The sequence below is a fragment of the Ralstonia pickettii genome (genome assembly GCF_001699815.1).
GTDB lineage: Bacteria > Pseudomonadota > Gammaproteobacteria > Burkholderiales > Burkholderiaceae > Ralstonia > Ralstonia thomasii.
Genome location: NZ_MCGB01000092.1, coordinates 47430 through 60197, shown reverse-complemented (window position 1 = coordinate 60197; position 12768 = coordinate 47430). Strand labels below are relative to the sequence as shown.

Here is a 12768-nt window from a genome sequence, read left to right as displayed (position 1 = left end):
CCGCGCCGCCGCAGGGCATCTAACGCAACCGTTCGACCTCGGCCATCAGTTCCCACGTGGCTGGGTCGATATCGCTGCGCTCAAGTGCCAGCGACAGGTATGCCCCGATCATGTCGACAAACCCGCGCGCGAATGCGGGCGGATAGGCGCCGCCCGTGTACTCCATCAGTTGCTGCCGCAGCAGGCGCGGCCGATGCTGCCCGAACTCGCACACGTAGGCCTGCGTTCGGCAGAGGAAGGTTCGCGCTTCCAGCGCACCGTCAAGGTAGACTCGGCGTTTGGTGAGTGTCATTGGCGGCTCCCGAGTCGTAACGGAACGGGGCACAGCCAAGGTGGAGAAGGAAAAGACGCGGGGCGACGCCCGCCGAACACAACAGTCATGGAGCCTCCTACGGATAGCAAAAGGCCCGACTAATCGCTGCTAAACGAGGGTGGCGGGCCCGACGACAGGGTTAGCAGACCGGCCCGTAGGACGCCGGCGACCCGAAGGTCCCCTGCCCGGCCCGCCGAGGTAAAGGCGTGCGCGAGCACGGACGTAAAAAAACCGCACGAGGCGGCCGTCCGGCCATACGGTAAGAATAGGCTGCTAAACCCAGCTGTCGTTGGTGCGGCAGCGCCAAGAATTATAGCGGCGGCAACAGCGCAGCCCACATGCGAAATTGCAGCATTTCGTGAGCGCGCCGTACCGCCAATCTCGCCGTCCTGCGTGCGCTTACCCCTGACGCGGCCACAGCGTGCGGCCGAAGAACGTCAGCGCGCGGTCCCACGCATGTTCGGCCCACACCGGGTCGTATTGCGTGATGGCGATGCGGTTCTCGCCCACGGCCGTTTCATTGGCGAAGGCGTGATGCGCGAGATAGCGGTGGAAGTCCACATCGACGCCAGCATCGACGAGCTTCTTTTCCAGCGCATCGACGCCTTCGATCTTGAAGGCGGTGTCCTGCGTGCCCCAGTGGCCCTGCACCGGCACCTTGATCTTCGAGGCGTCGATGTATTCCAGCGGAGGATAGCCGTACCAGACCACGCCGGCATCCGCCTCCGGCACGTTGCTCAGCGTCAGGAGCGTCAGCGCGCCGCCCATGCAGTAGCCCGTCACGCCCACGCGGCCGCAGGTCTGCTTGAGGTATTGCACGGCGCCGCGCACATCCTGCGTGGCCGCGTCGCCAAAGTTCAGGTTGGTCATCAGGTGGTGCGCTTCTTCCTCTTCCACCGTCATGGTGCCGCGATAGAGGTCGGGCACCAGGGCCACGTAGCCCGCGCGCGCGAGGCGGTCGGCCACGCCGCGAATCTGGTCATTCAGGCCCCACCACTCCTGGATGACGACAATGCCCGGGGCGCCCTCTGCCTTGGCCGGCTTGGCCAGATAGCCCTGGAGTTCCTGCCCATCCGGGCGTTTGAACGTGATCATGGATCCTTGCGATGCGGTCATGCGATGGCTCCTCTGCCTGGAACGAAAACGCACAGCATAGTCCTGCCAGATGAAATTTGCAGGCGGCGCGTCGGCGGGGAACGGGCTGCGTGCGCCTTAGCCCTGCCGATACCCCTCCATCAGGGAGCCGATACGCGGCACAAAGTCTCTATCATGGCGGCACGTTCACACCCTGATTGCCTCCCATGATCAAAACCCTCGGCCTCATCGCCTACCTGCTGGTGCTGCTGATCCACGTCTACATCGTCGTACTCGAGATGGTGCTGTGGAAGACGCGCGGCCCCAAGGTATTCCGCATCACGCCGGAAAAAGCCGCCGAAACCGCCGCCATGGCGTCCAACCAGGGCCTGTACAACGGCTTTCTGGTAGCCGCACTGGTCATTGGGCTGATCGCACCAGACCCCGCCATCAACGCCGCGTTTGCGCTGTTCGGGCTGATCTGCGTGGCGGTGGCCGGCATCTGGGGCGCCGTCACGGTCAACAAACGAATTTTCTTTGTGCAGACGGTGCCGGCCGCGACTGCGTTGGCGCTGGGGTGGTTCGCCTGAAGGCAATGGGTGCCGCGGCGGCGGCAATCCTTGTCTGCCCCGGCGCCGCGCACTAGCTTGAAAGGAGTCAGGAGCGCGTTCGACTGGATGCGCTCTCGCCGACCGGGACCTCGCACATGCCGCCTGCATACCGCCGAATGATCCGAATGCTGGGCAGGGCGTCACTGCTGGCAACCGTGCTGTGTGGTTCCTCCAACTCCGCTCAAGTGAGGCACGCCATGACGCTCGCCTTGACCTCTCCGGCCTTTGCCGCTGGCGGCGAAATCCCCAGCCGCCTGACATGTGAAGGCGCGGACACATCGCCGCCGCTCGCGTGGACCGGCGCCCCGGCAGGCACACGCAGCCTGGCGCTGATCGTCGATGACCCCGACGCGCCCGACCCCGCAGCACCCAAGATGACGTGGGTCCACTGGGTGCTCTACAACATCCCGCCCGGCACCACTTCGCTGGCAGAAGATGCATCACGCAAGGGACTGCCTCCGGGTGCTCGCCCCGGCAACAACGACTGGCAGCGCACCGCTTACGGCGGCCCCTGCCCGCCCATTGGGCGTCATCGCTACTATCACAAGCTTTACGCGCTGAACGTGGAACTACCGGAGCTTGGCGCACCCACCAAGGCCGAACTGGAGCGCGCCATGCGTGGCCACGTGCTGGCTGAAGCCGAGCTCGTCGGTACCTACCAGAAACACAAACCCTGAGCCGCTACGTCAGGAAGTCAGGCGACCTAGTGTCAAGGCTTGGCAACCGCGCCCTTGCGGAACACCGCATACGGCACGCCCTGCTCCGGGTGTGCCGTCGTCTCGTTGATGAAGCGCTCGACATCAGGCACGTCATGCAGCGCCGTCATGAACGGCGCCAACACGTAGCCCGGCGCCACACAGCCCTGCACCAGCATCCACCGCTGCCATACCGTCACCCACAGCGTGGTGTTCTGCTGCCATCCCGGCACGTGGATGGACATCCATTGCAGGCGCCGCTTTGCCGTCTCGGCAATCTCATCGTCGTAGGAAAACGCGTTGGGCAAGCGGCAGCGGCCCTCCACCCAGCAATGGTTGCCATGCTCGATGCGGTGGTGCGAATCGCGCTTCCACTCGGCTTCGCTGATGCGCGGGCCGGCCGGTTCAGGGCAGTTGGCCACACCCGACGAGATCTGGAAGAACGGGTCGTGACCGCGGTTCTGCAGGTCGTCTTCGGCGTGCGCCCCAGACGCTGACAACAGCAACACCATTGCAACGCAGCGTAAGTCGATCATCATGGCGGCCTCCTTGGCGGACCCGGCGCAATCGGTTGCTGCAAAGCATAGGTGTTGCGTAACTCAGCGGCCAGGGATCAGCTCAGCGGAATCTCGAAAATCCACTTCAGCGTCCAGCGGTCTGAGGCGCGTGTCAGGCCGCGGCCGATGCCAAAGTTGAAGACGAACGGCTTGCGGTCCACGTCGAACGCCAGGAACACCGTGTGCTGCTGCTCATGCAAAGGCGCGATGTGGTTGATGGGGCCAAGCCCGGCGTAATACTCCGTGCCGGCGCGCACCCCTGTCGCAACCGTACGTGCAATCTTGAAACTGGGCGCGGCCTCCGGCACGCCGCTGCGCCCGTCCCCCGAGAGATTCCAATCGAGCACCGGGTTGACTGCCCAAAGCCAGCGGTCGTTCTGATACCCATAGATGGGTCGCAGTTCTGCCGCGTTCTGGGATGCCTCAAAGCGGCCTGCCACGTGGGCAAGTTCGACGTTGATGCCTGCAAAGTTCCCTACGCCATCAACCGGGCGCATGGGCATCCATTTCACCCGCACCTTCGGGCCGGTCACGTAGAACGTGTTCTCGCGCGTGAGCGTGGTCGGCACATAGAGCCCCAGCTCCAGCGAGGGCGTCAGGCCATACGAGAACTCCGCCGTGGCACGCCAGCCGTGCGGTGTCGTGACTTCGCCTGGATAGCTTGGCGTGCCGATGCCGCTGGGCGTGGTGTTGACGTGCAGCTCCAGCCCGAACTCGCCCGGCGCGTTGATATCACCGGTGTAGACCTGGATCTCGTCAGGCAACACCGCGTGCGCCGGCAGCGCAAATGCCGAGAACACAACCGCCGTTCCAATCGCGCGCGCAATGCGTGCACCCACCATGATGACCTCCGGAGCAATCCCGAGATCATAGTGAGGCGATTGCGTGCAGTGCGAAATAACCGGCGGCCGCAGATACAAATCCGCATAAGAGGCATTCGCATTTGCAGGCGTGGGCTGCGCCCCCGCTAGCTCGAGCTCATGTGCGTCGCGAGCAGCGAGGCAAACACATCGTGCAGCTCGGTCTTGCCGAAACGCTGCTCCGACACGCCTTTCTCCACGTCGATCTGCCCGGCGTTGACCGCATCGTAGAGTTCGGTGAGCAGTTGCACATGGTTCGCGCTCAGACCGGCACGCTGCAGCATCGGCGACCAGGCGGTGCGCGGCACGGCGTCGGCAACAATCTCGCGGCCGACGACAGCGCTGAACGCGCGTGCGACGTCGATCAGGCTCACACGGCGCGGGCCTTCCACGCTGACGATGCGAGGTGTGTTGGCCGATGGCCCATCGAGTAGCAACTGGGCGGCCAGCGCGCCTACGTCCTGCGTGGCGACGGTCGCAAACGCGCGATCCAGCGGATAGTGCAGGCTCGGCAGCCGCCCGGTCGCCAGCATGACGGGCAGCATCGCCGCCCAGTTCTGCGCATGCTCCGCTGAGCGCAGCAGCGTCAGGTGCGTCGCCAGCGGCTTGAGCCGCTCTTCCAGCAGATGGAACAACCGCGTCAGGCCGGTGCCCCGGTCCAGCTCGGCGCCGTAGTCCGACAGGGCCAGGACAGCCGATGGCGGGTTGGCGCGCAGCGCATCGGCGGCTACGTCGATCATGCGCTCCATGGTGAAGGCGGGGTCAACGTCGCCCACCGGCACTGGACACAACATCTGCACAGCCGTCGCGCCCTTGATGGCGGAAGCAACGGAGGCCGGATCGGTCAGATCGGCGATCGCAATCTCGCAGCCGATTCTGGCCAGCGCTTCGCCTTGCCGCGCACCGCGCACGACCGCCCGCACAGGCCGCCCCGCATTGCGCAGCGCTACGGCGGTCGCGTGTCCGACTTTGCCCGATGCCCCAAAGATGACAAACATGTTCGCGCTCCTCTCAAGTGGGAGGCACGAGCTTAGAGCGGGCCGCAAACCAAACTTGCAGGAACGGAGGAATTTGGCAGATTCGGTGGATCGACTACGCAGCCGGCGGGTCCGCAGCCGCGGCCAACGCCTTGCCGGCGCGGATGACGTCACGGGGCGTGACGCCGAGCAACCGCTGCATCCACTCCGTCATATGGCTCTGGTGCGCAAAGCCCACGTCTAGCGCAATCTGCGACGCACTGCGACGGCCTTCCAACAGCAACGCTTTTGCGCGCGCCACCCGGCGCTGCACGACGTAGCGATGCGCCGGCACACCCAGCGTTGCACGAAACAGCACATTGAAATGGGGCACGCTTAAGCCGGCCTGCGCGGCCAGCTCAGCCAGCGTCAGGCGCGCATGCAGATGGGCTTCGATGTAGTCGATCACGCGCGTAGCCACGCGAGGCGCCAACGTGCCGGTGCGGTCGGCCACACCGGCGGCACCATCCCGACTGCTGCTGAGCAGACGAACGACCAACGCCGTGCACAGGCCCTCTGCATATAACGCGTCGGAGGTGTCCTCCGCTAGCAGCTCAGCCCCCAACGCTGCGGCAAGATGACGCACGCGCGCATCGCGCCATTGCAGACGCGGCGTGATGTCGGCTCGCACGCCAATCTGTTCGGCGATGCTGCGTACAGACGTGTCGCTGATGGCGATCCGCAGAATCCGGCAGTCGGCATCGTCCGTCCACATGCCGGGCACGCCTGCGGGAATCACGTCCGCATCGCCGTGTGCCTGGATGCGTGAATAGCGGCGGCCATCGCATACGCAATTCATCCGCACAGGCGGGCCGACATGCACGTTGACCCGGTGCTGCGCCATGGCCGGCACCCGGTACGCGCCGGCGCGGATCCCGAGCAGCGTGGCGGCAAAGCCGTCCCAACCAAGCCCGTCGCTGGAGCGCAGGCTGACTGGAGCGGATTCAAGCAAGGCGAGAGGCGTGATGGCGTTCATGGCAGGTCCGGGAACTCGGTGGCGCCTCGGCATTCTGCGCCACACGGCGCCCTATCGTCGTCATAACAAAGATCAATTAGATTTCTGATATCGATAGTCAGATACTTGCCAGCGTTGTATTTGGCTTCCCCACAGCCGAATTTCCGACGGCCTCCGGGCCGTCTTTTTATTTCTGCGCCCTGCGCTTATGGTGAAACGGGGCACGCATCACAACACGGAGACACGCCAATGGACCGCGACGCATTCGTCAGCGCGCTAAGAGCGGAAGGCTTTACGGAGTTTGTTCTGGTGACGCGAGAGCCGGGCGAGCTGGACACGCACACGCACCCGTTCGAGGCGAAAGCGCTCATCCTGGCCGGCGAAATTCACATCCGCGCAGAAGGCGCGGAGCGCGTCTACCGGCCCGGCGACACGTTTCATCTGGCGGCCAATGCACCGCACACCGAGCGGTACGGCGCGCAGGGTGTGCAGTATCTGGTGGCCCGGCGCTAGGCCGGCAGGTCAGGCGCGCGCCGGATACTGCGCGAGCACCTTGTCGCGAATCGACGGCTTGATATTTGCCAGCGACATGTTGCCGTTGTAGTGCGCCACCACGCGCGGGTTCATCACGCGAAACCACAGCGGCGGCACATAGGCGACCATGATCATCGCCGCATAGCCGGCCGGCAATTGCGGCGAATGCTCGAAATGCCGCAACGCCTGGAAAGACCGCGTCGGGTTGGCGTGGTGATCGGCATGCCGCTGCAGTTGATACAGGAACAGGTTCGTCACCACGTGGTTGCTGTTCCACGAATGCTGCGGCGTGCATCGTTCGTAGCGGCCGCTGGGCAATTGCTGGCGGCACAGGCCGTAGTGCTCGAGGTAGTTCACCACTTCCAGCAACGAGGCGCCGTAGATGGCCTGGATGATCAGGAACGGCACCGCCTTGAGCCCGACGAACGCGATGCATACACCCCACAGCACTACCGTCATCGCCCAGGCGTTGAGCACATCGTTACGCCAGGACCAGACCGAGTGGCCCTGCTGCTCCAGCCGACGTTTCTCCAATGCCCATGCCGATTTGACGCTGCCTACCACCGTACGCGGCAGAAATTCCCAGAACGACTCGCCATAGCGCGCGCTTGCCGGGTCGGCCGGCGTGGCCACGCGCACGTGGTGGCCGCGGTTGTGCTCGACGAAGAAGTGGCCATACGCGACAGGGGCGAGCGTGATCTTGGCCAACCAGCGCTCGAAGCCGTCGGTCTTGTGGCCCAGTTCATGCGCGGTGTTGATCGAGATGCCCGTCACCACGCCCACCGAAAACGCGAACGCAATGTAGTCGTACCAGACAAGGTCATACGTGCGCAGCACCCACATCGATACCGCAAAGCTCACGTAAAGCACGGTGGTCGCCAGGTAGACGATGCGGCGGTAGTAACGCTGTTTTTCCAGCGTCGGGACGACGTCTTCGGGCGGGTTCTCTGGGTCGTCGCCAATCAGGAAATCGAGCAGCGGGATGATCGTGAACACGATGAATGGCCCCGCCCACCAGAGCGGATGCCAGCCGGTCGCCAGCGCCGAAACGGCCGCGACGATGGGTAGCGTGATGGTCAGCGCGCCGAGCATCCAAAGATAGCGCTTGCCGTCGGTCCATTCCACGGACGCGACCATGCCGGGTGTTGCCATTGTCTTCCTCCTGTTTTGCCCCGCTGGGCGGCTTGGCTTGTGTACGCACATGCGTGCGCCGCCGGGGTCGTGCCCGACATCTGCGTTATAGGCGCAGCAGGAGAAGAGACCAACGCCGGAAAGTAGGCGCCAAACTCCAAACGAAAGGGCCGCCGGGCAGCCCTCTGAAGACGGGAAAAAAGCAGGCGATTGAAACGAACGATTTAAAAACGGTCGTTCGATTTTGGTGCGACGCACCTGAAAGGAGGCCGGGTGCGAATGCCGACGCCGTGCACCTCAGGCACCGGGCGAACGCCCAAGAATCAGGCGGAGGCGCTCAGGAAGGCGTTGACGGCGGCGAGCACAGCGGCCTCCTGCTCCCGATGCGGCACATGCCCGCAACGCTGCACCAGCTTGAGCGTGGCAGGCGCGCCGGCCAGCGTGACGATGCGCTCCGGCTGCGCAGTCGAGCCGTATTCGTCTTCGGTGCCGTGCAGCGCCAGTACCGGGCTGCGCACGGCAAGCAGCGCGTCGTCCAGGCACCACTGCGCAAATGCCGGAGACAGCCACGTGTTCACCCACGCATCCAGCACCCATTGCGCCTTGCTGCCGTGGTACCGCTCGAGCCGGCCCATCTGGCCGGGCTCGGCAAACTGCGCCTGAGCGATACGGATGCCTTGGCGCGTTTGCTCTTCCACAAACGCCTGCGCCGACTCGGTAATCAAGCCTGCGCAGCGGCCCGGATACGCTGCGGCAATCGACACCGCCATGCCGCCACCGACGCTGTGGCCGAAGACGAAGAAGCGATCCACGCCAAACTGGTCGGTCAGCGCGGCAAAGCCACCGTACGCTTCCTGCTGGATGAAGCCCGGATCCAACTGGCCGGGATATGCGTCGGATCGGCCAAAGCCGAGCCGGTCATAGGCGATGACCGCATGTCCGGTCGACTGCGCCAGACGCTGCGGAAAATCACGCCACAGCGCGACGCAGCCGAGCGAATCGTGCAGCAGCACGATGGGCGGTTTGGCGGCATCGTTGACCGGGCCGCCCCATTGCCTGGCATGGAGACGGCCATCGGGCGTGGTGATCCAGGCTTCGGTGCCGTCGACGGACGGCGCAGAAAGCGATTCGGCCATACCCGGTTCAGAACAGGCGGTCCAGCCAGCCGTGCGGGTCCGGTGCGCGGCCGTTCTGCAGATCGACCAGCGCCGCCTTCAGCTTGGTCGTCAGCTCGCCTGCCTTGCCATCGCCGATGGTGAAGTTGTGCTTGTGGCCCTTGACCTTGCCGATGGGCGTGACGACCGCTGCGGTGCCGCACGCAAAGGCTTCACGCAGGCGGCCGCTTTGGGCGTCGGCCTGCCACTGGTCGATGGAGTACGGCTCTTCGCGCACGGTCAGGCCCATGCCGCGCGCCAGCGTGATCAACGAATCGCGCGTGATGCCCGGCAGGATCGTGCCAGTCAGCGGCGGCGTCTGCAGCGAACCGTCATCGAAGACGAAGAACACGTTCATACCGCCCAGCTCTTCGATCCACTTGCGCTCCACCGCGTCGAGGAAGACGACCTGGTCGCAGCCCTCGCGGGTGGCTTCAGCTTGAGCGACCAGGCTGGCGGCGTAGTTGCCGCCGCACTTGGCCTCGCCCGTACCGCCCGGTGCGGCGCGCGTGTAGTTGTCCGACACCCAGATGGTGACGCCCGACGATGCATCGCCCTTGAAGTACGCGCCCACCGGGCACGCAATCACGCAGAACAGGTATTCGGCCGAAGGCTTCACGCCCAGGACCACTTCGGTGGCGATCATGAACGGGCGCAGGTACAGCGCCGAGCCCTGGCCCGACGGAATCCAGTCGCGATCGAGCTTGACCAGCTCGCGCACGGCCTGCAGGAAGAGGTCTTCCGGCAGCGCGGGCATCGCCAGGCGCTTGGCGGAATTCTGGAACCGGCGCGCATTGGCTTCCGGGCGGAACAGCGCACCGCCGCCGTCCGGCAGGCGGTAGGCCTTCATGCCCTCGAAGATTTCCTGCGCGTAGTGCAGCACCAGCGTGGACGGATCGCACTGGATCGGGCCATGCGCGCCGATTTTGGCGTCGTGCCAGCCCTTGCCCTCGGTGTAGCGGATGGTGGCCATGTGATCCGTGAAGACGCGGCCGAAAGCGGGGTTTTCCAGCAGGCGCGCGCGCTCTTCCGCCGGAACAGGGTTCGGGCGCTTCTCGATCGAAATAGCCGATTCGACAACGTTGTTCATACCGTCTCCAAGAGTGCGAGGGGCGCAAAATGCCCAAACCGTTATTTTGCGCCAACGGCGATGCAATTTGGTGGCGTATTCACGCACATGCGGTATTGCAGGCGGCGGAAAAGCCATGCGCCGGGCAGGCGCCCAATGGCATCAGCTGCCGTGACGCAGCGGCTTAAACGCCGCCTTGCTGACGTGGATTCCGCATTGGAATGACGGTAGGGCCATGCATTCGCACGCCCAAGAACTCGATGGTCGCGCATCACCCCTGCGGGACATGGGGCCCTATGGTACGGTTGACAGAATGAACGTCATGATCCGCCATCCCCTGCTGGTTGGTGCTCGGCGGCACAGCGGTGCCGCCTGGGAGCGTTGCGCACCATGAGTGATGTGAAACGCGATCCGCGCCGCCCGATCCACGCCGAGAAAGTTGCCGCCAGCCGGGCTTTGCGCCTGAGTGTGCCTGCAGAGGCACGGCCCGCGCCGGTAAGCCGAAAAGACTGGCTTCGGCAACGTAAGGAGCAACTGCAGGCCGCCCGCGTTGCGGCCAAACAGCGACGTGATCAACTCAAGGCAGAAATCCTCTCGGCCGCGCAGGAAGTTGCCCGCGAGGAGCGGGTTGCCGCCCGGCTGGAAGCCGAACGCGTCAAGGCGGAAACCAGGTCCGCCAGCGTGCATGCCAAGGAAGATGCACGTGCTGCGGCCAAGTTCGAGCGCAGCAAACCAGCTCGCTCGACATCAAAGCGCAAGACGCTCGGAACAGGAAAACGCAAACTGATTTCTTACGCCGATCTCTTGCGCATGCGCGGATAACCTGGCAGCGGTTTTGCGGAGATTCATGCACACATAAACCCGCATGACGGCTACACGTTCGAAGGTACCCGGGATGAAGCGCCGGTATCCTTAGCGTGCCTGTACAGCCTCGGCTTCCAGGTTCTTAGTAAGCAACGGCGTGGGCTTCGCGTCGAGCTTGCGGAAAATCAACGCGGAAAACACGGTCACCACGCCCATGGTGAAGAACGCCAGCCGATACGCCGGCGCAGCCACGCCAAGCTTGACCGAGAAAAGGCTGACAAGCCCCCCCTCCGATCGATACGCCCAAGCCGATGGCGAGTATCTGCACCATCGAACACAAACTGTTGCCGCTGCCGGCATCCTGATGCGTCGAGGTCACGATGGGGATGACCAGCAAGCCGTACGAAGGCATCGAAGACGGCTCGCTCGACCTGATTGCCGGCAAGCGCCGCGAAGGCGGCCGACGTGGTGTCCCGCTGTTCCGAGGGCAGCTCGAATGGCTTGCCCGGCCCGGTACCGTGGTCGACGTAACTCAGCCGCTGCCGCTCATCCTCGTCAACGAGCCGAGCGTGACGCGTTCCATCGTGCTCGACACGTTGGCCGCAGCGGGTTGGCTGTGGCGCATCGTCTGCACCAGCTGCAGTCATTCCGGATCTATTGCCGCGGCCCGGGGCGGGCTGGGGATTACCGTGCGTGCGCAAAACCTGGCCGGCGGCGGGCTGGTGCCGCCCGTCAATGGCGACGTTTTACCGCCGCTGCCGGCCATCGAGTTCATCACGTTGTTGGCACGGCGCTTGAGCAAGCCTGCGGAAACGCTCTTGCAGCTCATCCGCAAGAGCGACCTGCGCGCCGGGCGGACCGACTGAGCAACGTTCACGTTACGACAATACGGCCTCGTCAACCTGCACCGACTCCTGCGCAACTTCAAGCCGGCTGACGAAACTCAGGCCGCCTTGGCCTGTTGCACGGCATCGAGCTGATCGCCGCCGAGGCTGTCGACCAGGTCGCTCAGCATCCGCGCCAACTCGCCGGTCATCAGCGCGACATCGGAGTCGAAGCGCTCGTCGTCGTTCTGCGCGGTGGGGTCTTCGGCTTCCTTGATCACGTCCAGCGGCGTCACGCGTTTGATCAGGAGCGACGGCGTCAGCACGAAGGAGACCCGGTCGTCCCAGGTCATGGCGAGCCGCATGCATTGCTTGCCAGCTTCGATGTGCCGGCGCATGTCTTCTGCCTCCAGCGCGTGGCCAACGTATCGCACCGTGGCGCCGCCCTCGCCCGTCGAGCGCAACTCGGCGTCCTGGTCGACGGTGAAGCCGCCGGGCGCGTCGCCGGAGAGCAGCCACTCCGTCATCGCCGCAACAGGCGAATGCTTCACATGCACGCTGGTGAGTGGCAATTGATCGATCGACTTGACGAGCAGGCCGCGCACGTCGTCGGCAACCGCCTGCGAAGCTGCATCGATCACGAGCCAGCCATTTGCCGTATCGATCCACACCCGCGTATCGCGGCGAATGCTGAAGGCGCGCGGCAGCAGTTCGTCGGTCACCTGTTCCTTGAGTTCGCGCAGTTGCTTTCGGCCGGGCTTGAAGCCCTGCTGCTCCTCCAGCTCAAGCGCCCGGGCCTTGGTCACCTGATTGATGACGGACGCGGGCAGCAGCTTCTTCTCGGCACGGAATACCAGCAGCATCTGCCCGTTGTTCGAATACACGAGCGCGCCGTCGTCACGCGGCGAGGCCCAGCCGAAGGTCTGCTTTTCTACGCTGTTGCCCGGTTGAAACGCGTGAGGTGCCAGCCACTTTTCAAGCTGGTCAGGGGTCACGGCCCAAGGTGCCGGCAGACGATGAAGCTGGAGATTTTTGAACCACATGGGAGGTCGGGCAAAGTGTGCGATTCTAAATGATGGCGGGGCCCTCCCCCCCAACGGCCGATGGCCAGCCCGACGCGCGCCGCACGTTCGGCTGGCCCCGGTACTAATATGCAGGTCCTGACGCCGGC

At 64.6% G+C, this 12768-nt stretch carries 14 protein-coding genes and 2 pseudogenes; 5 read left to right on the top strand and 11 right to left on the bottom strand.

All coding sequences use genetic code 11. From position 1 onward, the window contains the following. Positions 1-19: 19 nt before the first annotated feature. Positions 20-292: a hypothetical protein gene (locus BEK68_RS19335; RefSeq protein WP_012430201.1), complete on the bottom strand. Its 273-nt coding sequence runs from the start codon at positions 290-292 to the stop codon at positions 20-22. A gap of 420 nt (positions 293-712) precedes the next feature. Beyond that, entirely contained in the window at positions 713-1429 is a 717-nt protein-coding gene (locus BEK68_RS19330) for a dienelactone hydrolase family protein (protein WP_012430200.1), read from the bottom strand. A 185-nt stretch (positions 1430-1614) separates the two neighbouring features. Here BEK68_RS19330 and BEK68_RS19325 point away from each other — a divergent pair, with 185 nt between their 5' ends. Continuing rightward, the gene (locus BEK68_RS19325; protein ID WP_012430199.1) at positions 1615-1977 is read left to right on the top strand and encodes a DUF1304 domain-containing protein; all 363 of its coding nucleotides are present in this window, start codon (positions 1615-1617) and stop codon (positions 1975-1977) included. A 218-nt stretch (positions 1978-2195) separates the two neighbouring features. Continuing rightward, positions 2196-2675 (top strand): YbhB/YbcL family Raf kinase inhibitor-like protein, encoded by a 480-nt coding sequence (locus BEK68_RS19320; protein ID WP_004627634.1) that lies wholly within the window; start codon positions 2196-2198, stop codon positions 2673-2675. 32 nt (positions 2676-2707) lie between these two features. Here BEK68_RS19320 and BEK68_RS19315 read toward each other — a convergent pair whose 3' ends face one another. The 4 genes from BEK68_RS19315 to BEK68_RS19300 form a co-directional block, all read right to left on the bottom strand. Then, the gene (locus BEK68_RS19315; RefSeq protein ID WP_012430198.1) at positions 2708-3232 is read right to left on the bottom strand and encodes a hypothetical protein; all 525 of its coding nucleotides are present in this window, start codon (positions 3230-3232) and stop codon (positions 2708-2710) included. Positions 3233-3306: 74 nt separating this feature from the next. Further along, positions 3307-4092, bottom strand: coding sequence for a hypothetical protein (locus BEK68_RS19310; RefSeq protein ID WP_012430197.1), 786 nt, complete (start codon positions 4090-4092; stop codon positions 3307-3309). Between the two features lie 125 nt (positions 4093-4217). Beyond that, a complete protein-coding gene (locus tag BEK68_RS19305) occupies positions 4218-5108 on the bottom strand; it encodes an NmrA family NAD(P)-binding protein (RefSeq protein ID WP_012430196.1) in 891 nt (296 codons plus the stop codon). A 94-nt stretch (positions 5109-5202) separates the two neighbouring features. Beyond that, the gene (locus BEK68_RS19300) at positions 5203-6102 is read right to left on the bottom strand and encodes a helix-turn-helix domain-containing protein (RefSeq protein WP_012430195.1); all 900 of its coding nucleotides are present in this window, start codon (positions 6100-6102) and stop codon (positions 5203-5205) included. A 228-nt stretch (positions 6103-6330) separates the two neighbouring features. Between BEK68_RS19300 and BEK68_RS19295 the strand changes: the two genes are divergently transcribed. Continuing rightward, complete coding sequence (locus BEK68_RS19295) at positions 6331-6594, top strand: cupin domain-containing protein (RefSeq protein WP_004627644.1); 264 nt, start codon at positions 6331-6333, stop codon at positions 6592-6594. Positions 6595-6603: 9 nt separating this feature from the next. On the opposite strand, the gene BEK68_RS19290 is transcribed toward BEK68_RS19295, so the two are convergent. The 3 genes from BEK68_RS19290 to BEK68_RS19280 all read right to left on the bottom strand — a co-directional run bounded on the left by BEK68_RS19290 (position 6604) and on the right by BEK68_RS19280 (position 9990). Beyond that, positions 6604-7767 (bottom strand): alkane 1-monooxygenase, encoded by a 1164-nt coding sequence (locus BEK68_RS19290; RefSeq protein ID WP_012430194.1) that lies wholly within the window; start codon positions 7765-7767, stop codon positions 6604-6606. Positions 7768-8069: 302 nt separating this feature from the next. Continuing rightward, a complete protein-coding gene (locus BEK68_RS19285; protein WP_012430193.1) occupies positions 8070-8882 on the bottom strand; it encodes an alpha/beta fold hydrolase in 813 nt (270 codons plus the stop codon). 7 nt (positions 8883-8889) lie between these two features. Beyond that, complete coding sequence (locus BEK68_RS19280; protein ID WP_004627649.1) at positions 8890-9990, bottom strand: branched-chain amino acid aminotransferase; 1101 nt, start codon at positions 9988-9990, stop codon at positions 8890-8892. Positions 9991-10359: 369 nt separating this feature from the next. Between BEK68_RS19280 and BEK68_RS19275 the strand changes: the two genes are divergently transcribed. Next, positions 10360-10791 carry a hypothetical protein gene (locus BEK68_RS19275; protein ID WP_012430192.1) on the top strand — a complete coding sequence of 144 codons (432 nt, stop codon included), beginning with the start codon at positions 10360-10362 and terminating at the stop codon, positions 10789-10791. A 90-nt stretch (positions 10792-10881) separates the two neighbouring features. Here the strand turns inward: BEK68_RS19275 and BEK68_RS26590 are convergent. Further along, a pseudogene (locus BEK68_RS26590) lies at positions 10882-11143 on the bottom strand (MFS transporter); the annotation flags it as partial. Here BEK68_RS26590 and BEK68_RS19265 point away from each other — a divergent pair. Continuing rightward, positions 11142-11639: pseudogene (locus BEK68_RS19265) on the top strand (LysR substrate-binding domain-containing protein); the annotation flags it as partial. The pseudogenes BEK68_RS26590 and BEK68_RS19265 overlap by 2 nt on opposite strands. Before the next feature lie 77 nt (positions 11640-11716). Here the strand turns inward: BEK68_RS19265 and BEK68_RS19260 are convergent. Beyond that, on the bottom strand, positions 11717-12640 hold the full coding sequence (locus BEK68_RS19260; RefSeq protein WP_012430191.1) for a recombination-associated protein RdgC: 924 nt from the start codon (positions 12638-12640) through the stop codon (positions 11717-11719). Positions 12641-12768: the final 128 nt, after the last annotated feature.